The organism is Actinomycetota bacterium, assembly GCA_035640355.1.
Taxonomy (GTDB): Bacteria; Actinomycetota; UBA4738; order UBA4738; family HRBIN12; genus CALGFI01.
Genome location: DASQWI010000003.1, coordinates 1 through 22905, shown reverse-complemented (window position 1 = coordinate 22905; position 22905 = coordinate 1). Strand labels below are relative to the sequence as shown.

The 22905-nt window shown below is 66.5% G+C and carries 18 protein-coding genes and 1 pseudogene; 8 read left to right on the top strand and 11 right to left on the bottom strand.

Translation table 11 applies throughout. The features are described 5' to 3' along the window. Positions 1 to 11 precede the first annotated feature (11 nt). On the top strand, positions 12 to 3500 hold the full coding sequence (locus VFA08_01490; protein HYZ12266.1) for an adenylate/guanylate cyclase domain-containing protein: 3489 nt from the start codon (positions 12 to 14) through the stop codon (positions 3498 to 3500). Between the two features lie 44 nt (positions 3501 to 3544). Here VFA08_01490 and VFA08_01485 read toward each other — a convergent pair whose 3' ends face one another. Both VFA08_01485 and VFA08_01480 read right to left on the bottom strand, forming a co-directional pair. Next, the gene (locus VFA08_01485; GenBank protein ID HYZ12265.1) at positions 3545 to 4276 is read right to left on the bottom strand and encodes a GNAT family N-acetyltransferase; all 732 of its coding nucleotides are present in this window, start codon (positions 4274 to 4276) and stop codon (positions 3545 to 3547) included. Between the two features lie 46 nt (positions 4277 to 4322). Next, positions 4323 to 5837 (bottom strand): DUF6298 domain-containing protein, encoded by a 1515-nt coding sequence (locus tag VFA08_01480; GenBank protein HYZ12264.1) that lies wholly within the window; start codon positions 5835 to 5837, stop codon positions 4323 to 4325. An 84-nt stretch (positions 5838 to 5921) separates the two neighbouring features. On the opposite strand from VFA08_01480, the gene VFA08_01475 reads away from it, so the two are divergent. Then, positions 5922 to 7136: a low temperature requirement protein A gene (locus VFA08_01475; GenBank protein ID HYZ12263.1), complete on the top strand. Its 1215-nt coding sequence runs from the start codon at positions 5922 to 5924 to the stop codon at positions 7134 to 7136. A 27-nt stretch (positions 7137 to 7163) separates the two neighbouring features. Here VFA08_01475 and VFA08_01470 read toward each other — a convergent pair whose 3' ends face one another. Continuing rightward, positions 7164 to 8408, bottom strand: a complete 1245-nt coding sequence (locus tag VFA08_01470) for an alpha/beta fold hydrolase (GenBank protein HYZ12262.1) — start codon at positions 8406 to 8408, stop codon at positions 7164 to 7166. Between the two features lie 18 nt (positions 8409 to 8426). Between VFA08_01470 and VFA08_01465 the strand changes: the two genes are divergently transcribed. Next, on the top strand, positions 8427 to 10076 hold the full coding sequence (locus tag VFA08_01465) for a LuxR C-terminal-related transcriptional regulator (protein ID HYZ12261.1): 1650 nt from the start codon (positions 8427 to 8429) through the stop codon (positions 10074 to 10076). Positions 10077 to 10170: 94 nt separating this feature from the next. Then, positions 10171 to 11271 (top strand): NAD(P)-binding domain-containing protein, encoded by a 1101-nt coding sequence (locus VFA08_01460; protein ID HYZ12260.1) that lies wholly within the window; start codon positions 10171 to 10173, stop codon positions 11269 to 11271. Positions 11272 to 11292: 21 nt separating this feature from the next. Here the strand turns inward: VFA08_01460 and VFA08_01455 are convergent, their stop codons facing one another. Both VFA08_01455 and VFA08_01450 read right to left on the bottom strand, forming a co-directional pair. Then, positions 11293 to 11736 carry an SRPBCC family protein gene (locus VFA08_01455; GenBank protein HYZ12259.1) on the bottom strand — a complete coding sequence of 148 codons (444 nt, stop codon included), beginning with the start codon at positions 11734 to 11736 and terminating at the stop codon, positions 11293 to 11295. A 47-nt stretch (positions 11737 to 11783) separates the two neighbouring features. After that, complete coding sequence (locus VFA08_01450) at positions 11784 to 12359, bottom strand: dihydrofolate reductase family protein (protein ID HYZ12258.1); 576 nt, start codon at positions 12357 to 12359, stop codon at positions 11784 to 11786. 211 nt (positions 12360 to 12570) lie between these two features. Here VFA08_01450 and VFA08_01445 point away from each other — a divergent pair, with 211 nt between their 5' ends. Next, complete coding sequence (locus tag VFA08_01445; protein HYZ12257.1) at positions 12571 to 13305, top strand: hypothetical protein; 735 nt, start codon at positions 12571 to 12573, stop codon at positions 13303 to 13305. 81 nt (positions 13306 to 13386) lie between these two features. Here VFA08_01445 and VFA08_01440 read toward each other — a convergent pair whose 3' ends face one another. Both VFA08_01440 and VFA08_01435 read right to left on the bottom strand, forming a co-directional pair. Further along, positions 13387 to 14355 carry an NAD(P)-dependent alcohol dehydrogenase gene (locus VFA08_01440; GenBank protein ID HYZ12256.1) on the bottom strand — a complete coding sequence of 323 codons (969 nt, stop codon included), beginning with the start codon at positions 14353 to 14355 and terminating at the stop codon, positions 13387 to 13389. 34 nt (positions 14356 to 14389) lie between these two features. Beyond that, complete coding sequence (locus VFA08_01435) at positions 14390 to 14722, bottom strand: hypothetical protein (GenBank protein ID HYZ12255.1); 333 nt, start codon at positions 14720 to 14722, stop codon at positions 14390 to 14392. A 350-nt stretch (positions 14723 to 15072) separates the two neighbouring features. Here VFA08_01435 and VFA08_01430 point away from each other — a divergent pair, with 350 nt between their 5' ends. Next, entirely contained in the window at positions 15073 to 15732 is a 660-nt protein-coding gene (locus VFA08_01430) for a hypothetical protein (protein HYZ12254.1), read from the top strand. Positions 15733 to 15734: 2 nt separating this feature from the next. Continuing rightward, complete coding sequence (locus tag VFA08_01425) at positions 15735 to 16835, top strand: XRE family transcriptional regulator (GenBank protein ID HYZ12253.1); 1101 nt, start codon at positions 15735 to 15737, stop codon at positions 16833 to 16835. A gap of 421 nt (positions 16836 to 17256) precedes the next feature. Here VFA08_01425 and dgt read toward each other — a convergent pair. Next, positions 17257 to 18183, bottom strand: a pseudogene (gene dgt / locus VFA08_01420) (dNTP triphosphohydrolase). Between the two features lie 480 nt (positions 18184 to 18663). Between dgt and VFA08_01415 the strand changes: the two are divergent. Further along, positions 18664 to 20247, top strand: a complete 1584-nt coding sequence (locus VFA08_01415; GenBank protein ID HYZ12252.1) for an alkaline phosphatase family protein — start codon at positions 18664 to 18666, stop codon at positions 20245 to 20247. Positions 20248 to 20403: 156 nt separating this feature from the next. Here VFA08_01415 and VFA08_01410 read toward each other — a convergent pair whose 3' ends face one another. The 3 genes from VFA08_01410 to VFA08_01400 form a co-directional block, all read right to left on the bottom strand. Continuing rightward, positions 20404 to 21321: a hypothetical protein gene (locus VFA08_01410; protein HYZ12251.1), complete on the bottom strand. Its 918-nt coding sequence runs from the start codon at positions 21319 to 21321 to the stop codon at positions 20404 to 20406. Then, on the bottom strand, positions 21318 to 21908 hold the full coding sequence (locus VFA08_01405; GenBank protein HYZ12250.1) for a SigE family RNA polymerase sigma factor: 591 nt from the start codon (positions 21906 to 21908) through the stop codon (positions 21318 to 21320). The genes VFA08_01410 and VFA08_01405 overlap by 4 nt, the downstream gene beginning before the upstream one ends. Positions 21909 to 22047: 139 nt before the next feature. Next, the coding region (locus VFA08_01400) for a hypothetical protein (GenBank protein ID HYZ12249.1) at positions 22048 to 22905 on the bottom strand (858 nt) is incomplete at its 5' end.

Here is a 22905-nt window from a genome sequence, read left to right as displayed (position 1 = left end):
ATCGTTCGGCCATGACGGGATGTCCGGTGTGCGGCGCGAGCAACCCGGCCGGCGCGAGGTTCTGCAACGCGTGCGGTGCCCGGGTCGGTGGCGCCGAGCAGGGCGCCGCAACCGGTGAGCGTCGCGTCGTCACGATGCTCTTCTGCGACGTCCGCGGGTCCACGTCGATGGCCGAGAATCTCGATCCCGAAGAGTGGACCGACGTGATGAACGCGGCCTTCGAGCACCTGATCGCGCCCGTCTATCACTACGAGGGAACCGTCGCGCGACTGATGGGCGACGCGATCCTCGCGTTCTTCGGTGCGCCCACCGCTCACGAGGACGACCCCCAACGGGCGGTGATGGCCGGACTCGAGATCGTCGCCTCGACCCGCCCCTTTCGCGAGCGGGTCGCCGCCGAGCGCGGATTCGACCTCGACGTGCGCGTCGGTATCAACACCGGTCCGGTCGTGGTCGGCGACGTCGGCTCCGAGCTCCGCCAGGAGTACTCGGCGATGGGCGACGCCGTGAACGTCGCGGCACGGATGGAGCAGACGGCGGACCCCGGAACGGTGCGGATCGCCGAGGACACCTATCGCCTCGTCGCCGATCTGTTCGACGTCGAGCCGCTCGGCGAGGTCGAGCTGAAGGGCAAGCGACAACCGGTGCGCTCGTACCGCGTGCTCCGGCGACGCGCCGGTGCATGGAAGACCCGCGCGACGAGATCGCTACGCGCCCCGCTCGTCGGGCGCGACCACGAGATGGCGGTGGTGCGCTCCGCGATCGACGAGGCGCGGCGCGCCGGCCAGGGCCGCGTCGTCCTGTTGGTCGGCGAGCCGGGCATCGGCAAGAGCCGCATCGTCGAGGAGGCGAACGCGATCTGGTCTGCGCGCCATCCGGGCGACGACCGCCGATGGGACCTGTGGCAGTGCGTTCCGTTCGACGCGATGCAGCCGTACGCGCAGTACCGGCGGATCTTCCGGGAACGCGCCGGCATCCTCGACGCCGATCCACCGGACGCCGTTCGGACGAAGATCGACAGTTTCCTCAGCACCGCGCCGGAGAGATGGCGCGAGCGGAACGGGCGAGTCGCGCGCGCGCTCCTCGGCGTCGAGCGTGACGATGAAACCCGGCTGGAGGGCGAGGAGTTCAAGCGCGAGGCGACGGAGGTGCTGGTCGGCTCGAGCCGTGCGCGAACCGGTCCCCGGTTCATCGTGTTCGAGGACCTCCACTGGTGTGACCACGCGTCGCTCGAGCTCGCCCGCGAGACCACCCACATCGTCGAGGATCTCCCCTGCGTTCTCCTCGTTACGTTCCGACCCGATCGCGAGGCGCCGTCGTGGGCGTTCAAGGAGTGGGTGGAGACCGCGCTGCCGGAGCGGACGACGCTGCTCGAGTTCGAGCCGCTCACCCAAGAGCAAAGCGGTGAGCTCGTCGACAGCCTTCTTCCCGTGGCCGCCTTCCCCGACGTCGTCCGGCGCCGGATCCTCGACAAGACCGAGGGGAATCCTCTGTTCGTCGAGGAGGTGGCGCGCTCGCTACTCGACCGAGGCGCCATCGCCGACGGGTCGTGGGCGCTCGCGGACGTCGCGGCTGAATTCGCGATCCCCGACTCGGTGCAGAGCCTCATCACCGTCGGTCTGGACCGGTTGCCTGAGGGCGCGCGCCGAACGCTGCAGACAGCCGCGGTGATCGGTCGAACGTTCGACGTCGACGTGCTGGGCGCCGTCGCCGATGCGGACGGCGAACTCCCCGGCCACCTCCGCGAGCTCGAACGGCGCGACCTCATCCGCGCGACGGCCGACGCTCCTCGGCGTGAATACATGTTCCGCCACGCGCTCACGCACGAGGCGGCGTACGGGTCGCTGCTGCTGAAGAATCGTCGCGCCGTGCATCGCCGTGTGGCCGAGGCGCTCGAAGCGGCCAACCCCGAACGCGTCGACGAGGTCGCGCCGCTCCTCGCACACCACTTCGCTGAGGCGGGAGACGACGACGCGACGCTGCGCTATGCGGAGATCGCCGCGGACGCCGCGGCCCGTCTGTACGCGAACGACGATGCGGAGCGCCACTACCGCGTCGCGATCGATGCCGCGAAGCGGTCCGACGCCGGCACGTCGTTGCTGACGAGCCTGTTCGGACGCCGCGGCGGGACGCTCGAGCTCGCCGGGCGCTACGACGACGCGATCGAGAACTACGAGGAGATGCGCGAGATCGGACGCGCCGCCGGCGATGAGGCCATGGTGCTGGCGGCGAACGGCTCCTTCGCCCTGTTGTACTCGACGGTCACGCCGAAATTCGACCCCGAGCGCGGGCTGCACATGTCCGAGGAGAACGTCGCCGTGGCGCGACGGCTCGGCGACCGCGTGGCCGAGGCTCGCTCCCTGTGGAACATCCTCGTCGCCAGCATCTACGGTCGGGGCGATCCCGCGCGCGCCGTTGAGGCAGGCGAGGCATCGCTGGCGATCGCCCGCGAGCTCGACGTTCGAGACCAGATCGCGTTCACGCTGAACGACCTCTCACGCGCCTACCTGTCCGTCGATGACTTCCCCTCCGCGGCGGCGCGTCTGGCGGAGGCGCGCAAGCTGTTCGAGGAGCTGGGGAACCGCGTCATGCTCTGCGAGAACGTCTCGCTGGCGAGCTCGACGCTCATGCTGCAAGGTCACCTCGATCTCGCGCTCGAACAGGCGGACGCAGCCCTCACAATCGCGGAAGAGGTCGGCAACGACTGGGGACGATCGTTCTCGCGCATCGTGCGGTACCGCGCGTTGCTCGACCGCGGAGACCTCGGTCCGGCGATCGGAGAGATGGAGCGATCGATCGAGGCGGGGGAGCGCGGCGGCTTCGGCTACGCGGCGATCGGCCCACCGTCAGAGCTCGCCATGGTGCTCGCCTACCTCGGCCACGCGGAGCGAGGGCTCGAACTGGCCGACCGGGCGTTGGAGATCTCGCGCGAGCGCCTACCGGGCGCGACCGTGATCCCAGAGATCGCCCGGGCCCACGTGCTCCTCGCGCTCGGGCGCCGCGCCGAAGCGGCCGAGGCGATCGGCAAGGAGGCCGAGTTCACGGTGGAGCCCGACCGGACGATCGTCACGGCGGCGGGCACGCTCGTCCGCTCACGGCTCGCCCTCGCGAGCGGCGACGTTGCCGACGCCGAACGTCGTGCGACGTGGCTTCTCGATCACCTCCATCGACGCGGCGTCGAGGTCTTCGTCGCGGACGCGCTATTGCAACTCGCGCGCGCGCAGCTCGCCGCCGGCGCTCGCGATGCTGCTGGACGAACGCTGGGCGAAGCACGCGAGCGAGCCGAACGACTCGGCGAGCGCCGCGCGCTGTGGGAGATCCTCGCGTTGACGGCCGACCTGCGGGATGGCGACGGGGAGACCGACGCCGCCTCCGAGGTTCGCAGCTCGGCGCTCGCCATCGTCGAGGAGATCGCGGCGGGGGTCGGTCCGGAGCTGCGGTCGTCGTTCCTAGCGCGGGCCGACGTCGTCGCGCTTCGCGCGACGACGCCCGTGTCGTGACCGCCGAGCCACGTCGTGCCGCCAGACGGGCGTCGCTGGTCCATCTAGCGTTGTAGATCCCACACCGTGAACTCTGCGATCGTTCGGTACCCCATACGTTCGTAGATCGGTCGTCCCATCTGGCTCGCCTGGAGCGTCGCCGGAAGCTCGGGCCGGCAGAGCGTCGCTGCCCACGTGACGGCCTCGCCGTACCCGCGTCCGCGTGCATCCGGCGTGGTGGCGACCGAGTAGAGCCCGACGTAACCGTCCGAGATGTATGCGGCGGCCGTGGTCACTGCGCGGCCGTCGACGCGACCCACCCAGAGGCGGAAGTCGTTGTCGAGGCAGTCGAGCGTCAGTACGTCGTCCGGCTTTGACTGGGCTTCGAACGACTCGTCGATGAGCGTCGCCGCTTCCCGAACGGTCGATGCGTCGGTCGCCTCGACGATCTCGAGCTCGGAGGGCCCGACCGGCGCCTCGCCGCCGGCGTCGCGGTTCATGATCGGGATGTGCCACAGGTCGAGTGGATCCGGGGGTAACCCTTCGAGCGGCCACAGGCTCCAGATCCCGTACGGGCCGCCGGGGCGCTCGGAGTAGAACTCGGCTACTCGTTGCGGCAGCGATTCGGCTTCGTCTCGCGAAGGTTCCCGCAGGACGACGGCGATGTTCGGCGGCAGCGCGACGGGCAGCTCCAGATCGGCGCACGAAACGTCGTCCCACAGCCGCGATCGCTTGCCCATCCGCTCGGCCCACGCTCGGTAGACACCGGCGCAGTTCGCGATGGCGCGGTCGAGCACGTTGTATTCCGCGGGGAACGTGGTCAGCTCCGAGTCCTCCGTCGCGTCACGCGCTCCGAAGGATGAGCACGGTCGGCTCTTCAGCGAATGGCGAGGTGAATGGTGTCGGACCGGCGCCGTCGATCGAAACGCGCTCTCCGGACCTCGTCTCGCGACCTTGAACGCTGAACCATTCGACCTCGTACGTGCCCGGTTCCACCGTGACCTCGAACGCATCCGTGGAGTCGGTCGGCTGAAGGATCACGTACTCGCTTCCCTCGTTCGCCAGGGCGAACCCGGTCGAGCTCAGATCGCCGCGCGGTTCCATCTCGGCGAGGTTCAGTCGGCCGGCCAGGCGCACGGTATCGCCCATCGCCCAACGCGCCGGCTCGAACGCGTCGAAGGACATACCATCGCCGGCGGCGGGATCGGCCGGATTGGGGCCGCCGATGAGTCCGTAGTCCATGAGGATCGGATGGTTGCCACGGACGAACGACTTCCACGCCCACAGGGCGTCGGCGCTCATTGAGTAGTGATCCGTGTCGTTGATGACGACCTTTCGTCCGTCGTTCGGCGGCGGGTCCACGAGCCATCGCGTCGGCGGCGCGCCGGGCATCTGTGGGAACAGCTCACCGGTGGCGAAGATCTCATCGTCGTATCCGGGTGAGATCCAGTCCGCGTCGCTTCCGAACAGGGGATCGTTCACGCGCGTCTGCTCCTGAACCGGGAACTGCATCGTGATCCCGATCGGGTGCGCGTCGTATCTCCGCTCCGCCGTGTGCGTGCGAACGCGTTCGATGACCCAGTACTGCCACTCCGTGGAGTTGCCCCACTCGACCTGTCCGCTCTCGCCGAGCATCGCCGCGAACTCCGGGTTCACACCGCCACCGCCGGAGGACTCGTTCGCCACCTCGTACAGCACGTTCGGGAGATCGTGCAAGGTGTCGACGACTCGACGGATGTACGCGTCTTCGAATTCCTGCACCTTCGAGTCGAGCGGCAGCACTTGGTAGTCGACGATCGACTGGATACCCACGCCGTTCACGTTGTTGGCGGCGTGGAACGGGTGGCCCTCGACATTGTCGGGGGCGGGGCTGAGGTGGAGCGCAAACCCGTCGAAGAGCAGTACGTCGACGTAGATCCCTCGCTCGCCCGCGGCGGCGACGCGCTCACGGAGCCGATCGAAGTACCCGTCGTCGAGCCGCGTCAGGTCGAACTTCGGCTTCCCATCCTTCGCCTCTCCCGGACCCGTGCGTGCCCACGGCTGCGGTGTCATGCACAGGTGGAAGGTGCCTCCGGCCGCCTGCGACCTGATGTGCTCCCACCGCCACAGCCGGATGAGGTTGTGGCCTCGCTCCTGGAGGAAGTCCAGGTATCCATCGAAGTCGAACCGTTCGGGGTCGTTCGAGCACTCAGCTCCCGGACCCATGCCGTCGTGGAAGTTGTTCCAGATGTGGGAGCCCGCGAGGTGGACCGCTCGCCCGGCGTCGTCTCCTGAAGCGACGGTGAAGTAGCGGGGGTTGGACTTGGAAACCACAAGGGGCCCGGGCGTTCGGAGCTGCGGGAGCTTGTTCTCTGCCATGACCTCCTCCTCTCGTTTTGGTGCCGCGACATCCTTGGGTCGGAGCCGGCCGGCCGTTCTCGACATCGCCGCTATGGTGGCCGCGTGAGTCAGCCATCGACATTCCGACGGCTGTGGCAGCCGCCCGGGCGGTACGCCGACCGCCAGACCGATCGGCGCGTGACGTTCCTGGAACTGTTCTTCGACCTCGTCTTCGTCGTGGTCATCTCCCAGATGGCCGAACGGCTCGCGGAGCACGTGTCGTGGTCCGGAGTCGGATGGTTCGTCTTCTTGTTCTACGTGGTGTGGACGTCGTGGTCGAACGGGACGATGTATCACGACCTGCACGGGACGAACGACGTGAGCGCGCGGGTGTTCACGTTCGCCCAGATGCTCACCGTCGCGGTGATGGCCGTGTACATCTCGCAGGTTCCGGGCGACGGCTCGGTCGGCTTCGCGCTCGCGTACGCCGCGAACACGGCGATCCTCGTGGTGCTGTGGTTCCGGACTGGGCTTCATGATCCAAATCACCGAGCGGGATCGACGCCGTACTCGGCCGGGTACTTCGTCGCGGCCGTGCTGTTCGCTACAAGTGCCGCCGTGGACGAGCCGATCCGGTACTGGTTGTGGGCCATCGCGCTGGTCTCGACCGTCGTCGGCTATTGGATCGGGTTGCATCGATGGACTCCGCCGGCCGAGCAAGGGGGCGAGGCGCGCATCGCGACGTCGCCGGCGTTGATCGAGCGGCTCGGCCTGTTCGTCATCATCGTGCTCGGCGAGGTGATCGTCGGCGCGGTCGCCGGGATGGCGGAGCTCCGGCCGCTCGACCGTGACGGCATCGTGATCGGCTTGCTCGGCGTGGTCGTGGCGATCGGCCTGTGGTGGATCTACTTCGACCTGGTGTCGCACCGCGCGCCGATCTCGCGGTACACCCAGTACTGGGTGTACCTGCATCTACCGCTCTTGATCGCCGTCGCCGCGGGCGGCGCAGCCGTTCTCAACACCGTCGAGCACGCGAACGAGCCGTTGCCCGATCCCGTGCGGTGGCTACTGGTGGGGTCACTCGCTACGGCGATGCTGTCGGTGGTCGCGCTGACGAAGACGCTCGAGATTCGTCGGACCGAATCGGAGATCTACCGTACGGCGGACATCGCGCTCTTGCTGAGCTCGCTCGTCAGCGTGGGCATCGGGCTTACCGACTGGGGCGCGAAGGGAAGCATCGGCGCGATGGCCGTGCTGCTCCTCGCGCCCGTGGTTGCGGGCACCGCGGCATGGCTCAGACGCACCGAACACTCGGGGGCCTTCCGGCCGATCGTCTGACGCGGCTTTCGCGCGAGCGGCACGTAGTCAACGGACGAGACGAAAGAACGCGCGCACCTCGTCCACGAACAGTTCTGGTTGCTCGAAGGCAGCGAAGTGGCCACCTCGTTCGGGCTCGTTCCAATAGCGGATGTCGACGAATCGTTTCTCCGCCCATCGACGGGATGGACGCTGGAGCTCCTTGGGGAAGATGGAGCACCCGGTGGGGACGTCGACGACGTCATCGACCGCGCCCGAGATCCACTCGTTCACCTGTCGAATGCTCTCCCAGTACAGCCGCGCGGACGACGCGCCGGTACGCGGGAGCCAATAGAGCATCAGGTTGTCGAGCAGCTCGTCGCGCGTGAGCACGTTCTCGAGGTGTCCGTCGTTGTCCGTCCACGCCCAGAACTTCTCGATGATCCACGCGCACAACGCCGCGGGGGAGTCGACGAGCGCGTATCCGATCGTCTGTGGTCGCGTTTCCTGCTCCCTCGAGTAGCCGGAGTCCCACTCGGCCGACTGTTCGAGTGAGGCGAGCGCCGCTCGCTCACGTTCCGTGAGGTCGTCGAGGGTCGCCGGGTCCGGCGGGGCGAGGGGCGGCGTCAGGTGGATGCCGACCACGTGCTGCGGATCCTGCTGACCAACGCTCGCGCTCACGCTCGTTCCCCAGTCGCTTCCTTGCGCGCCGTAGCGCTGGTAGCCGAGCCTCGTCATGAGCACGGTCCAGGCGCGAGCGATCCGTTCGACTCCCCAGCCGGGGCGGGCCGGCTTGTCGCTGAAGCCGTAGCCCGGAAGCGAAGGACAGACGACGTGGAACGCATCGGAGGCGTCACCGCCGTGCGCGGTCGGATCGGTCAGCGGCCCGATGACCTTGAGGAACTCGACGATCGAGCCGGGCCACCCGTGCGAGATGACGAGCGGCAACGCGTCGGCATGCGGCGACCGCACGTGGAGGAAGTGGATCGCCAGCCCGTCGATCGTCGTTCGGAATTGCGGCAGCGCGTTCAGCCGCGCCTCTGTTGTGCGCCAGTCGTACTCGTCCGCCCAGTAGGCGCACAGGTCTTGGAGGTACGCGAGTGGGACGCCCTGCGCCCAGTCATCGACCGTCTCGCGCTCGGGCCAGCGCGTATTCCGAAGGCGTGCTCGGAGATCCTCGAGCTCGCTTTCGGGAACGTCGAGGCGGAACTCCGTCACGGCGTCGGGCGCGGCGATGTGCCGAGTCTCCCACGACCGGCGGCGAACCTTCGGCTCACGCGGAGCGTCGGGTCCATCTACCCTGTGCCGGAGCATTCGTAGGAAGGTCGACGCGTGGACGGGACGGTTCCAGTCGAGCAGGCGCGAACAGCGCTCGCTGCGGGAGCGTGGCCCGATGCCTACGCCGCGTTCCGCGCCGTCGACCCGTCCGAGCTCACCGGGCGCGACCTCGACGGGATGGCCGACGCCGCGTGGTGGATGTCGCAGCCGGCCGAGTCCATCGAGCTTCGACACAAGGCATATTCCGCCCACGTGACGGCGGGGGACGAGCGCGCGGCCGCCGCCGCCGCAGCTCGGCTCGCGGTCGAACACTTCATCCGTGGAGAGCCGTCCGTCGGTGCGGGCTTCCTGATGCGGGGTCGTCGTCATACGGAGGGCGTGCCGAACAGCCCCGAGGATGGGTTCCTCGACATGGTCGAGGCGACCGTCGCTCACTATTCCGGCGATCTCGAGCGGGCCATCGAACTCTCCGATCGCGCGATCGAGGTCGGCCGTCGGCACGGCGTGGACGATCTCGTCGCCTTGGCGATCCACACGCGGGGTCAAGCTCTCGTTTCCGCGGGTCGGGTCCGAGAGGGTCTCCTGTTCCTCGACGAGGCGATGGCCGCGGTCGTTTCCGGCAACGTGAGCCCGTACTTCACCGGCATCATCTACTGCGCAGTGATCGCGGTATGTCTCGAGCTCGGAGACATCGGCCGCGCCGGGGAGTGGAGCGATGCGGCTCGGGTCTGGTGTGACACGCTGCCGCCCGGCTCGCCGTTCCCCGGGATGTGCCGAGTGAATCGGGCCGAGGTCTCGCGCCTGCGCGGCGCGTGGTCGGACGCGGAAGCGGAGGCTCGTCTCGCGGCGGACGAGCTGATCGGAGTGGAACCGGGCCTTGCCGCCGCGGCGTTCTCTCAGCTCGGAGAGGTTCTGCGTCGCGTCGGAGACCTTGCCGGGGCCGAAGCGGCGTTCGAGCGGGCGCAGGAGCTCGGCGACGATCCGCAACCGGGCTTCGCCCTCATGCGGCTCTCGCAAGGCAAGACGGACGCGGCGCGATCGGCGCTGCGTCTGGCGCTTTCTGGATCGCAAGGCGCACCTCGCCGCGGCCGTCTGTTGTCAGCGCAGGTCGAGGTCGCGCTCGCGGCCGGCGAGCTCGAGGAAGCGAGGACCGCTGCCGCCGAGCTGGACGCGATGGCGTCTGCGATGGAGATGCCCGCGTTCGTGGCGGCCGCAGCGACAGCATCCGGCTCGATCGCACTCGCGGAAGGCAACGTCGAGCCGGCGTGCGACGCACTGCGCCGAGCGACAGCAGCCTGGCGGGACGTCCGGCTGCCGTACGAGACCGCAAGAGCCCGGATGCTCCTCGGTCGTGCATCGCTCGCGGCCGGCGATGAGGACGGCGCACGTTCGGAGCTCCGCGCCGCGCTCGCCGAGTTCGATCGGTTGGGCGCGGTTCCGGATGCCGCCGCCACGCGCGCGCTCCTCGCGGGTCCGACGGACCTCCCCGCGGGTCTTACAGCCCGCGAGGCGGAGGTGCTCCGCCTCGTCGCCTCCGGCAAGACGAACCGCGACATCGCGGTCGAACTCGTGATCAGCGAGCACACCGTCGCGCGGCACCTCCAGAACATGTTCACCAAGATCGGCGTCTCGTCCCGAGCCGCCGCCACCGCGTTCGCGTTCGAGCACGGCCTTGCGCCGGCTCGCGCGCGTGGTGAGAACTAACCATCCCGACACTCCGACCAGTTGGTGTCTTTCGGCGATGAGTCGATACGCCTGCGCGCCTACGTTCCGGACATCGAACCGGAAGGGGTGCGAGATGGACGCGGAGAGCTTCGACACCGTGGTGATCGGCGCGGGGCAGGCCGGTTTGTCGGCCGGCTACTTCCTCAAGAGGGAGGGTCGGTCCTTCGTTATCCTCGACGCGAACGCTCGAGTCGGCGACAACTGGCGCGAGCGGTACGACTCCCTGCGTCTGTTCACGCCGTCGTACGCCGTCGCTCTCCCTGGATGGCGGCTCCCGACGAAGTCGACGCCGACGAAGGACGAGATGGCGGACTACCTCGAGGCGTACGCCGCGCGGTTCTCGCTCCCGGTCCGGAACGGGATCCGTGTCAACGAGATCTGCCGCGAGGGCGATCATTATGAAGTGAGAGCTGGCGACACGGTGTTCGAGGCGGCGAACGTGATCGTCGCGTCGGGCGCGCACCGCGATCCCCGCATGCCGGCTATGGCGCGCGAGCTCGATCCATCGATCCTTCAGCTGCACTCGACCGAGTACCGGAACCCGTTGCAGCTCCGCCAGGGCGTCGTCCTCGTCGTCGGCGCGGGGAACTCGGGGGCCGACATATCGCTCGAGGTCTCCGCGACGCACCCGACGTGGCTGTCGGGGCCGATCCGTGGCCACATCCCTCCCGACATCGACAAGCCGATCGCTCGGCACGTCGCGTTCCGAGTCATCCGGTTCATCGGCGTACATGTCCTGACCCAGCGGACGCCGATCGGTCGCCGCCAGCGGGCCAAGGCGGGTTCGAAGGGCGATCCACTCGTCCGCGTGAAGCCGAAGTGGCTCGACAGGGCGGGCGTACGACGCGTGGGTAAGACGGTCGCCGTTCAGGATGGCAAGCCGGTGTTCGAGGACGGGATGGTGCTCGAGGTGGCAAACGTGATCTGGTGCACCGGCTACCGCCACGACCTCTCGTGGATCGACCTGCCGATCTTCGGGGAGGACGGTCGGCCGATGCACGAGCGCGGCGTCGTGACGAGCGAACCGGGTCTGTACTTCGTCGGACTCCCGTGGCAGTACTCGGCCGCATCGGACGTCTTGCCCGGCGTCGGCCGCGACGCGCGATACGTCGTCCAAGAGCTCATTCGCCGCAGCGGCGTTCGAACGGGTGAGCTGGCCGCAGCCGTTGCGTGATCAACGCGAACGAGCAGCGACCTAACCGGCTGCTTCGCCTTCGAGCCGGCGTTCGAGGGCGGCCACCGTCGTTCGCAGATTCCGGCGTCCGATCATCGTCATCAGCGGAGCCATGAGCTTGAACGCGCCTTTCGGGATCATCTCCAGCTCGTGGTCGACGCGGGTCCGGTCGCCGAGGTCGGTGAACGAGAAGCGATGGCCGCCGCCCAGCGAGCGGGTGTGGGGGACGATCCGCACGCGGCGGTTCGGCGCGAACTCGGTGAGCTCCTGGCGGACGGTGCCGAATCCACGGAGCTCCCACTCGAAGATGGTGCCCTCGCCGATCTCGCCGGGCGAGACCTGCCGCGACGCCGTGATCGTCGGATTCCAGGAGGCGAAGTCGCCACCTGCGACTACGACGTTGAACACGTCCTCGACTGGGCGCCTGATCTCCTGCGTTAGCCGCAGCACCGCCACGTCGTCCACCACCTCGTCACTGGTCTGGTTGTCGCGACTGTCTGCTGGGCGTGGGCTCAGCCGTCGCGCACAACACGGTAGCGCAGGTGTGTGGCGTGCGGGCTCCTGCTCTCTTCGAGGAGTTCGAGCGTGACGTGCTCCTCGACCACGTCCTGGAACATGGGCACACCGCTCCCGAACAGGACGGGCACGACGTGAACGGAGATCTCGTCGACCTCGCCGGCGCGGAGTAGCTGAGCCCCGACACTGCCGCCCATAACACTGATGTTCTTGTCGCCCGCGGTCTCGCGTGCGCGCTCCAACGCAGTTTCGAGATCGCCGACGAACGTGTACACGCCTCCTTCAGGTACGTCGTCTGGGACTGAGTGCGACAACACGAACAGCGGGACGCGTGTCGGGGTCGGACCATCGGCGCCCCAATACTGGATCGACATGTCATACGTGGTGCGTCCGCAGATCACGGCGCCGAGCTTCTCGATCTCGCCCTCGATGAGCTTCATGCCGGCCGGATCCTTGAACGCCCAATCGTGGAGCCGCTCGCCGTCGTCGCCGAGTCCCGCCTCGACCCGCATGTTCGCCCCGGCGATGAACCCGTCGAGCGACATGCTCTTGTCGTAGATCACGCTGCCCATGCGGCCACCTCCCGAGATCGAGGGTTTTTACGTTCCTCCCAACCTAGCGGCGAAGGACGTTGACCGATTCGGGCACGCCATCTACGGTCGGCCGGCCCGACGAACGTCAGGAGGATCGGGATGGACTCCGAACCTGCGGTCGAGGATCTCGACAGCTTGGTTGCTGAGATCGACCGATGATCGGGGCCGAGACCGTTAGCGCGCCGGGCTGATGTCGGCGACGGTCGTGGAGCGGCGCGGCGTGAGCCCGAGGACGGTACTCGCGCGGATTTCGGTTACGTGCGCGATCGGCGCACTGACCGGCGCCGTGATCGGAGGTATCGGTGGTCGCTTGGCGATGCTCGTTCTGCGGCTGACGTCGGATCCTTCGCTGCACGGCCGCGAAACGGACGACGGGTTCACGATCGGCGTGATCAGCGGGGCCACCCTCTTCCTCGTAGGGCTCACGGCGTTCCTCGGCGTGGCCGGCGCGCTCGTCTACTCGGCGACCCGTTCGTGGGTTCCGGCACGGCTCCGCCCTTGGGCGGCTGCGGTTGTCGCCGGCGCGGTGGGCGGCGCGGAGGTGATCCGTCCTGATGGCATCGACTTCACGCTCCTGGAGCCGTTGCCGCTCGCCGTTGCGATGTTCGTCGCGCTTCCGGCCGCGCACGGCGCCGCCGTCTCCGTCCTGCTGGATCGCTCGTTCGCGCGCCCGGCGCCCAAGGGATGGCCCGCTCTCCTCGGCCTTGTCCTGCTGACCCCGTTCCTCCTCACGGGCCTTCGCTCGCCGGTCGAAATTGCCCTCGGCGGTCTCGCGCTCGCGGTGGCCCTTCTGTTCGCCCGCTCGCGGTTGGAGGCCGTGTGGACCTCTCGACCGGTGATCTGGCTCGCACGGGCCGGGATCCTGGCGGTGACCGCGTTGGCGGTCGTCGTTCTCATCAGGGAAATCGCGGACGTTCTCGGTTGAGGCGAGCGGATCTGTCTACCTGACGAGACGCCCTGACTCTCCACCGACGCCGGCTCTATCCACGTGCAGAAGCTGGTCATCTCAGCGCGCCGTGTCGTCGACGGTGAGGACGACGTTTCCGATCTTGCGCTGCTTGTCGACGTAGCGGTGCGCCTCGACCACGTCTTCCAGCGCGTAGGACCGGTCGATGACCGGGCGGTACGCCCCCGCCTCGACGAGCTCCTTTAGGGAGAGCAGGTCCTCGCGCCGGTACCGAGCGAGACCGAGCCGGACTCGGCGTTTGCCGCTTATCTTCGTGACGAGACCCAGCGCGAGGACGCCGCCGAGCGATCCCGGTGAACCCGCCGTCGTGTAGATGCCTTTGGGTTTCAGCGCACGCCTCGCGCGTCTCGCTGAGAGCTTACCCACCGCATCGACGATCACGTCGTAGCTCTCGCCTGTCTCCGTGACGTCGCGTTGCCTGAAGTCGACCACTTCGTCGGCGCCGAGCGAGCGGACGACATCCACCCCGTCCGATCCGCAGAAAGCGATCACCACCGCGCCGAGCTGCTTGGCGAGCTGCACCGCCGCTGTTCCGATCGATCCCGAGGCGCCGTAGACGAGGATCCGCTGGCCTGGCTCGGCGTGGACCTGCTCGAGGAACGCCAGGGCCGTGCACCCGCCGTCGGCGATCGCCGCCGCTTCGGCGAAGGACACGTTCGACGGGATGTGCGCCAAGGTGCCGCTCGCGCGGACGCGCACGAATTCGGCGTTCGTCGCGGAGCCGATCCCGAAGACGCGGTCACCGACCGCGAACTCGGTGACCGCCGCACCGGCTTCCTCTACCACCCCCGCCAGCTCGATCCCCGGGATCCTCTGCCGCGGTCGACGAAAGCCAGTGAACAGTCGCATGAAGCCGTACTCGGCGCTCCGAAGCCCCGTATCCGTTCGGGTGACCGTCGTGGCGTGGACGCGGACAAGGACGTCGTCGTCCTTCGGGACGGGTCGCTCGACTTCCTCAACCCGCAGGACCTCGGGCGGTCCGTATCGGTCGAAGACGACCGCCCTCAACCGCGGGCCTCGAGGTACCGGTCGACCACCGGCATCAATCGACGTCGCGCGCGAGGAACGTGGCGGCCGCGACCGAGACGAACGCCGCCGACCAGACGACGAGGACGAGCGCGGCGCTCCAGACCGAACGGCCAAGCTCCGGATTGGCGCGTCCGATCAGGAAGATGCTGCCGTTGTCGCCGAGGAGCCACGCGGTCCACCCGGGGCGCAAGCCACGGATGATCCCCTCGACGATCGCCAGGTAGACGAACGAGATCCCGAGCGCCGCACCCGTGTTCCGCGTCACGGTCGCAAGCGCGAGCCCGAGAACGGCTCCGAACATCGACAGGGCAGCCACGCGCACGTCGAGGGCGACGAGCGAGCGCACGAGGGGGTGGGACGATCACCGCGGTCTGCATGCTCGCAGGCTAAGTCCCGATGCGAGCCGGCCCAATACTGCCACCCCGTACGTCCGACGTGGGGTTAACCCGCTGCCGTCATCGCCTTTCGAGCACGTGCTACCGACCTCCGCGACTCGATTCGCGATCAGCGGAACGGGGCGATTCGGTCCTGACTGGCGGACATGGAGCTGTTTCGTTGGCTGTCGTTCTCATCTCGTACAACAGCGACCGTGTGCGACCGACTTCTCCGTATCTGTTTGGGGTGGTTCGTGTTTCTGCCCCTCATTTGAGGTAGGGTAACCGGAACCCAGAGGATTCGAGAAAAAGGAGCGGGCACGTGGCTCTGGAAGAGACCGAAAGAACCACCCTGTATGTGACGAAGGCTGAGCGCGCGACCCGCCTAGCCGATTTGGGGCTGACCGAGGAGGAGCTTCGTGACGCCTTGTCCTATGGCATCGCCGAAGCTAGCCGATGCACCGAGAACGATCCTCGCATCGCACGTGGATGGATCAGGTGGGCGAAAACCATCAGGGCGCTCCGAGAGGCGCTGACGAGCAAGGGGTGGACCAGGCAGGAGAGCCGGAACTACCCCGTCGCGGTCGATTCTAGAGGTGTAATCGCCATCACGGCCTCGTCGGCGGATGGGAGCACGGGCACCGAGGCAGACCCTCACACGACCAGCGCGAAGGGCCCCGCGACGAAGCACGCCATCTCGAAGAACCAGCTCACATTCTTCGACTTGGATCCCATATTCCCTCCGGATCCCGAGGCCGAACGGGAGCCCGATCAGACTTGGTTGTTGCTCTACCACGAGGACGATGAGGCTGGGGAGACTCGGCTCGAACTGTCGCTACCGGTCAGGATGGAGATCGACGGCCACGTATCTGGCTGGCGTGAGCGCATCATCCTTGAACCGATTGGCAGCCAGTCCGGTCCCCTAACGGCGGCCGATGAGGAAGGCGAGCCCATCGATGTGAAGGTGGAGAGGCGCGCCTAGAAATGGGAACCTTCACCCCTTCGAGGCTCAGCTTGGCTCGCAAACGGCGTGGTATGTCGAAGAAGGCGCTCTCCGAGGCAGCTGGCCTTTCGGTTCGGAGCCTCACTGCCTACGAGAGTGGGGAGAAGGTGCCAGGTGACGCAACGCTTGCTTTGCTGGCAGACGCGCTTGCTTTTCCGGTTGAGTTTTTCCGTCGGGCAAGGATTGATTCCCTTCCGGTTGGGGGATCGAGCTTCCGTGCCCTCTCGAGAATGACCGCGACTCAACGCGACCAGGCTCTGAGTGCAGGTGATCTAGCCCTGGAACTCGCGCAATGGATTGACGCTCGCTTCCAACTGCCCGACCCCTCGGTCCCTAGATACCGGGGCATCGACCCTGAGACGGCAGCTCAAGCGGTGCGGGATGAGTGGGCTCTCGGAGAACGACCGATTAGGAACATGGTTCACTTGCTGGAAGCTCATGGTGTCCGAATCTTCTCGCTGGCGGAAGAGAACCGGGAGGTGGATGCCTTCTCGACCTGGTATCTGAGCATTCCCTTCGTGTTCTTGAACACGATGAAGAGCGCGGAACACAGCCGGATGGACGCAGCCCATGAACTTGGTCATCTGGTCATCCACTCAAGCCACGAGGCCCCTCGCGGACGGGTGGAGGAACAACAGGCTCAGCAGTTCGGCGCAGCGTTCCTAATGCCGAAGGGAAGCGTAATTGCCGATGCTCCCCGAAGTGGTCGGATCTCCGACCTAATCAAAGCGAAGCGGCGTTGGAATGTTGCCCTATCGAACCTTGCTTACCGCATGCAGGCGCTTCAACTCCTAACCGAATGGCAGTACCGGTCTATCTTCACGGAGATTAGTCGGAGGGGTCATCGGACGCGAGAGCCGAACTCAATCCCGCCGGAGACTTCCCAAGTCCTTGGCAAGGTCTTCCTCGCGCTGAGAGACGAGGGGATGTCGAAAGCGGACGTGGCTCGCGAGCTTTCCATGCCCATCGGAGAACTGGACAAGCTCGTCTTCGGGTTGGTCCTGACCACGATCGAAGGCGAGGGCGAGAGCGGGACATTCGAGCAGAACAAGCGTCCTGAGCTGAAGCTGGTCGAAGGCTAGCTCGAGGCCTTCGGACTCGGGTCCCCTGCGCCCATATTTGACATGAAGTTCATCGGCGCCCACGCTTGGCCGAACTGAAAACACTGCCGAGTCGTGGCGTGTCCTAGGAAGATCACCTCATTTCAGGCAAGCGGAGTGTCGGACAACGATCCGAGATCGACGCCTGTTAGGCGTCCATGCATCCGGACTGCCTCCTCATCACTCATGCCCGCAATCGTGTCGGCAACTAGCCGGACTACGCTTGGGGCATTGGGTAGGCCAGCGATAACGCCTTCGACCTCTTCCTGGTCTCGTGGTGGAAATACCGATGTGTCCTTGTGTCGGACGGCGCGCCAGTAGATTCGAAAGAGATCGGTGACGATTCGGCGCTGTCCGTGCCTTTGTGTGGTTAGAGTGGGATTCTCAAGGACGAAGTGCCGCGTCAGCGCCTGAAAGAAGTCAACCTGTAGCCGTGCTTCGTGAAGAATCGATAGTCCCGCATCATCAAGCGATGTCGCATCGACGTATCGTCTATGGCAGTCGAAGTGTAATTGTGAAGTCGTACGCGTTCGGACTTTGCACCGGTGTACTGGAGTGGTGCCGGAAATAGGTGGATTCCGTTGGCAGCAATCCTCAGCTGTTCTTCGTCGAGCTTGTCTCTCCACTTATCCCGCACGCGTCTCAGCAAGAAATCCATGTCGTCGACGCGCGTTTCAGTCAGGGCGCGCATCGGGATGAATCCGGCTCTATAGAAGTCGTCCAGATCATGTACTGCATAGGTGATGTCGTCTGCCCAATCCATAATCTGTGCTTCTAGGGTCTTCTCCCTCTCAGCAATAGGCACCTCTTCCCGGCGCCAATCAAAAACATCTTGTTCGGAATCGTAGGTCCCCCACTTCTTGTCACCTTCGGAGTAGGGCCAGGGGTACTTCAGTATTGCGTTCAAGGTGGCACGGGTGAGATTGAGTCCCGTGAATTCCTCTTTCGCAAACGCAAGACGAACGACGATTCGAAATGACTGCGCATTCCCTTCGAAGCCATCACGGCATCCTCGCGCGCGAGTGCACTCGTCAAGTGCCCTTTCACCCACATGGCCGAATGGCGGATGTCCGATGTCATGGGCGAGGCAGGCAGCCTCAACAACATCTGGGTCGAGGCCCCCGTGACGTGCAATCAACTCATGGATGGCAGGGTCGTTGGTACGTTGTCTCTGAAGCTCCTCGGCTATGCGTCGCCCAATCTGTGCGACTTTGAGGCTGTGAGTGAGCCGGTTATGAAATAGGTGACCTTCTTGCGGCAATACCACTTGTGACACGGCGTCGAGTCGTCGAAATGCCGACGTATATAGGATGCGATCAAGGTCGCGTTGGCCCTCTGTCCTCTTGCTTGGCGCAGGCTCGGGTTGACGACGGCCGTCGCGATTGAACGCGGCTACTTCCTCTCACCTCCGGCGGTAGGTTCCTAGGCAGTTACAAGCTGCCCTTGCCAGGTAACTTCAATAATCCGGCGACTGGCGAGAGACCATATAGCCGCCCTAAGGGCTTCTTCAGTGATATGTGGGTTCTCGTCCATGATCCGTGTGAACAGGACCTCAGGGTTGGCCTCCCCACCTTCCTTTTTTAGCGCTTCAACCAGCTCCGTCTCAGCCGGACTTAGCGATTCCTTCGCGAAACTCACCAGCGTCCCCCCGTTCGCATCATGACCCTAATACTCGCCTCCCTCGAACGATTCAACACCTCAACAAGCGTACCGCTTGGCAGACTACGGTTGCCCTCTGACACTCTCCACAGAGAGCGGCAATCCTATTCGATACACTCTCCCGCGAATCCGCAAGCAAAAGGCGTTACGCGTGCCACGAGTACTGCTCATCGGATGGGACGGCGCCGATTGGCGCATCCTTGAACCACTGCTAGAGCGGGGTGATTTAGCGAACCTGCGGGCGCTGATCGAGCGCGGACAGAAGGACGTCCTGCGCTCGACCGTGCCGACGCATTCATGGGCCGCATGGCCTTCGTTCCTGACCGGCGTCGACCCGGCCGATCACGGCGTCTACGACATCCTCGAGACACTCCCGGGAACTCACAAGCAGTACCCGGTCACCTACCGCTCGATCAAGGAGCGCACGTTCGTCGAGGATCTCTCGGCGGCTGGCAAAGTCGGCATCTACGCCGACGTTCCCCTGATGTTCCCGCCGCCTGATATCAACGGGATGAGCCTCGCCGGCGGCGTTCTGCCGAAGGGCCGCACATACACGCAACCTGCCGATCTGCCCGACGAGCTCGAGAAGGCCGGCGTGCCGTGGCCGATCAACGGCATGTCGTGGACGACGTTCCGCAACCGGCCAGAGGCGTACCTGGACGAAGCGCTCGACATCACCGGCAAGCGGATCCGCGCAACCGAGTGGCTGATGGACAACTCGGACTGGGATCTGATGGCGAGCGTGTGGGTCTCGGTCGACCGAACACAGCACGCGCTCTCGAACTACGTCGCGCCCGACCACCCCGACACCTCGCGCAACGAGAAGACCGCGATCGGCGCGAAAGTGCGCGACGTCTACAAGCAGCTCGACGAGGCGATCGGTGCATTCGTGTCGCGCGCGCGTCCCGACGACCTGATCCTGTTCATCTCGGATCACGGGTTCCAGTCGGTGACGCGAACGATCCACATGGATCACCTGCTGAAGCGGCTCGGCTTCCTGGAGTTCAGCGCGTCGAACGTCGTGTTCGGGCGGATGCAATGGGGGCCGGTGCGCAAGATCGCGCGCAAGGCGTACGACGTGCTCGGTTTGCACGGGAAGGTCTCGCTGCCGCAGTCGGTGAACTGGCAGAAGTCGAAGGCGTACACGACTATCCGCTCGACCGGCGAGGGCGTCTCGATCAACCTCGTCGGGCGCGAACCCGACGGCATCGTCGATCCCGGCGACTTCGAGAAGGAGCGCGACCGGGTGATGGACGCGCTCGGCTCGTTCGTCGATCCGAAGACCGGACGCAAGCCGGTGAAGGCGATCTACAAGCGCGAGGAGGTCTTCAAGGGCAAGCACGCCGACCTCGCGCCCGACATCTTGATGGAGCCGGAGGTCGGGTACTCGCTCACCCACGCGCGCTCGGCGATCGAGGACGCCGACTGGATCTCCGGCGACCACCGCCCCGAGGGTGTGATCGTCGCGGTCGGGCCGAACGTGAAGCCGTTCGAGCAGCCGCCGCTACTCATCGATCTGGCGCCGACGATCCTCGCCGCGCTGAACGCGCCGTCATCGGTCGAACACACCGGACGTGTGCTGCACGAGGTGATCGGGTCGGACGCGGGCGTCTCGAAGAAGGAACCGGCCGCTGCGAGCCCCGGGATGTCCTCAGGCGAGGACGCGTCGAGCGTCACCGACACCGAGGCCGACGAGATGGAGGAGCACCTCCGAGGCCTCGGCTACCTCGAATAGCACGTTTAACCCGAACGCCGGACGCGAGGCTCGCTCGGCGCCGCTTGAGCCGACGTTCTCGAGGCAATCGGCCCGGTACCCGGCGCGCATCCCGCCAGCACGACGACGAGAGCCAACCCCAGGTGCAGCCCGTGGCCCAAGGTTCATCCCGGGAACTCAGTCCACGTCGAACGCGAACGAGCGCACGACCGGCATCGCGGCGTCCACTTCGGTGCCGTTGATCTGGATCAGGACGTTGTCGCCGTCCGGCAGATCGAGCAGGATCAGACGCGAGGTGCCGTACCACTCCCGCGCCCCATCGGTGAGGCCGGCCCCTTCGAGCGGCTCCACAGTCACAAACCCGGCCCTTCCGGGACAGCTCTTGTGCCACGTCTCCGCGATCGACACGTCGAGCTGGTAGCCCGCGAGCCCGCCGATCTCCACGGGCGACGGCCCATCCGTTGCAATACCCGGATGGTCGCTCACCCAGGTGGCGAGCTGGAGCGCGGACGTGCCGACCCCGGCCTCGACGGCGTCGGAGCAACCCTCGAGGGCGCGAACGTTGCGGATGAGCGTCAGTCCCGGCTGATCGAAGAGGTAGCCGCAAGGCATCGGGTCGCTTCGGCAATCGATGCCTTGGTCGGCCCCATTGTCCGACCACCCCGGCGTCCATAGATCGAACGAGCCGCGCGTGTCCCACGGGTTGTTCCATCCGGCCGGGACGGTGAAGGTGACGGCGGGCTCGAAGCGCTGCGACGTGTACGTCCCCTCTTCGAGCGGTCCGAGGCACACCTGCGACGGCGGTCCGTCCTGCGAATCCATGCAGGGGCCGGTCCACTCGTCGGTGACGGTCTCCGGCGGCCCGGTTGGCTGCCCTTGGTCGGCCGGGATCGTCGCCGGCGCGCTCGAACGGATCAGGCCGACGCCCCCCACGACAAGGACGATTGCGCAGGCGACGCCGAGCGCGCCGACGGCGGCCGTCCCGGCCATCCGACGGTAGCCGCGACGGAGCAGCGGCTCCGGATCCACCGGCGTGTTGGCCGGCACCTCGTCGGCGACGCGCGCGAGGAGTTCTCGGATGTCGGTGTCGTTCATGAGATCACCTCTGGGGTCGTGCGGAGCGCCGCGAGGCCACGGGCGACGAGCGAGCGCACCGTGGCCTGGCGGCAGCGGAGGAGCTCGGCGATCGTGGTGTCCGGGAGGTCCTCGTAGTAGCGGAGGACGAGCGCCGTGCGCTGGCGGTTTGGGAGCCGGAGGAGGGCCGAGCGGAGCGAGTGATACGTGGCGACGTCCGGATCGGTGCTGACGTCCTCGGTCCTCCGACCCTCTCGTTCCAGAAACGCGCGCTCGACCGCCCGACGCCGGAAGTGGTTCTTCGAAAGGTTCACGATCGTTCGTCGCAGGTACGGCTCGAATGCGTCCGGGTCGCGGAGGAACCGGAGCCGACCTACGAAGCGGACGAACGCCTCTTGGACCAGATCCTCGGCGACGGTCCGGTCGCCGGTCAGCAGGAACGCGAGCCGGATGCCCCCGGGCGCCGACCGGACGTACGCGTCGGCGAGCTGGCTGCCGAGTCCCGCCTCGCGATTCACGGTCGCCACCGCCCCGGTCCGATCGTGCCCCATGCCCTCCTGACACGCGAGCCCGTCGTTTTGTGGCAGCGCGGGTGACGCCGAACGCATCCCCGCCCAGATCCTGCATGCCGAGCGGTTGTGACGAGACGAGGTCTTCGGCACCGAGGCCGACGAGCTGGAAGAGCACTTCCGCGGCCTCAGTCGAGGGTTTAGGCGCGCACCTCGACGGTCTGCGAGCTGATCTGCCTCAAGTGCACTCGCAGGAGTACGAACCGCCGTCCCAGCTCCGGTACGTCAGCTCGTCGATGGGCGTGGCCTCGCCCGATCCACCGGCGTCGATCGCGGCGAAACCGTCAAGGGTCTCGATCCCGATCTGGGACCCGTCGGGCGACCACGTGAGGTCACATCTGTAGAAGAAGCGACACGACGCGTCGAGACTTCCGATCTCGGCCGGCGCGGAGCCGTCCATCGGGGCGACCCAGATCCGGAGGCTCCCTCCCGACCAGTCCGCGTACGCGAGCCGCGTCCCATCGGGCGACCACGCGACACCCAGTGGGTCGAAGTCGTCGACCAAGACGCGGACGTTCGATCCGTCTGCGTCCCCGACGTATAGGCGTCCGTCACCCTCAAGCAGAGCGTTCTCGACGGCGATGTGCGCTCCGTCCGGCGACCACAGGACCTCGTCGATCGAGGACAGGACCTCGTCGTCGACCGAGGGAGGCTCCTCGCCCGGCAGGCGCACGAGGAGCGAACGCTCTCCGCTCCGCGCGTCGACCGTGTAGATCCCACCCCCGCGCGCCCCCAACGCGATTCGCGTCCCGTCCGGTGACCACGACCACGAGGGGAGGGAATTCGTTGCGTAATACACACCCCTCGACGGGAGCTCGGCGATGATCGATCCGAGGTCGGTCGTCTCGCCGGTCGCGAGGTCGATCGTGCTCAACCTCGAACGGCTGATGGTCCCGAGCTCGGCGCCCCTCGGGGACCACATCCAGTACAGCCCGAGGGACGCGAAGGATTCAGGGTTGTCGCCCACCGCGACCCGGCGGGGTTCCTGCGACGCGCTTACGACCCAGAGCTCCCAGTCACTTTCCAGTGTCTCCGT

What these genes read in the sequence shown, in the direction of transcription:
- VFA08_01490 (HYZ12266.1), top strand. Translation starts at nt 12, where the DNA reads ATGACGGGATGTCCGGTGTGCGGCGCGAGCAACCCGGCCGGCGCGAGG.
- VFA08_01480 (HYZ12264.1), bottom strand. Translation starts at nt 5,837, where the DNA reads ATGGCAGAGAACAAGCTCCCGCAGCTCCGAACGCCCGGGCCCCTTGTG.
- VFA08_01470 (HYZ12262.1), bottom strand. Translation starts at nt 8,408, where the DNA reads ATGCTCCGGCACAGGGTAGATGGACCCGACGCTCCGCGTGAGCCGAAG.
- VFA08_01460 (HYZ12260.1), top strand. Translation starts at nt 10,171, where the DNA reads ATGGACGCGGAGAGCTTCGACACCGTGGTGATCGGCGCGGGGCAGGCC.
- VFA08_01450 (HYZ12258.1), bottom strand. Translation starts at nt 12,359, where the DNA reads ATGGGCAGCGTGATCTACGACAAGAGCATGTCGCTCGACGGGTTCATC.
- VFA08_01445 (HYZ12257.1), top strand. Translation starts at nt 12,571, where the DNA reads ATGTCGGCGACGGTCGTGGAGCGGCGCGGCGTGAGCCCGAGGACGGTA.
- VFA08_01425 (HYZ12253.1), top strand. Translation starts at nt 15,735, where the DNA reads ATGGGAACCTTCACCCCTTCGAGGCTCAGCTTGGCTCGCAAACGGCGT.
- VFA08_01410 (HYZ12251.1), bottom strand. Translation starts at nt 21,321, where the DNA reads ATGAACGACACCGACATCCGAGAACTCCTCGCGCGCGTCGCCGACGAG.
- VFA08_01405 (HYZ12250.1), bottom strand. Translation starts at nt 21,908, where the DNA reads ATGCGTTCGGCGTCACCCGCGCTGCCACAAAACGACGGGCTCGCGTGT.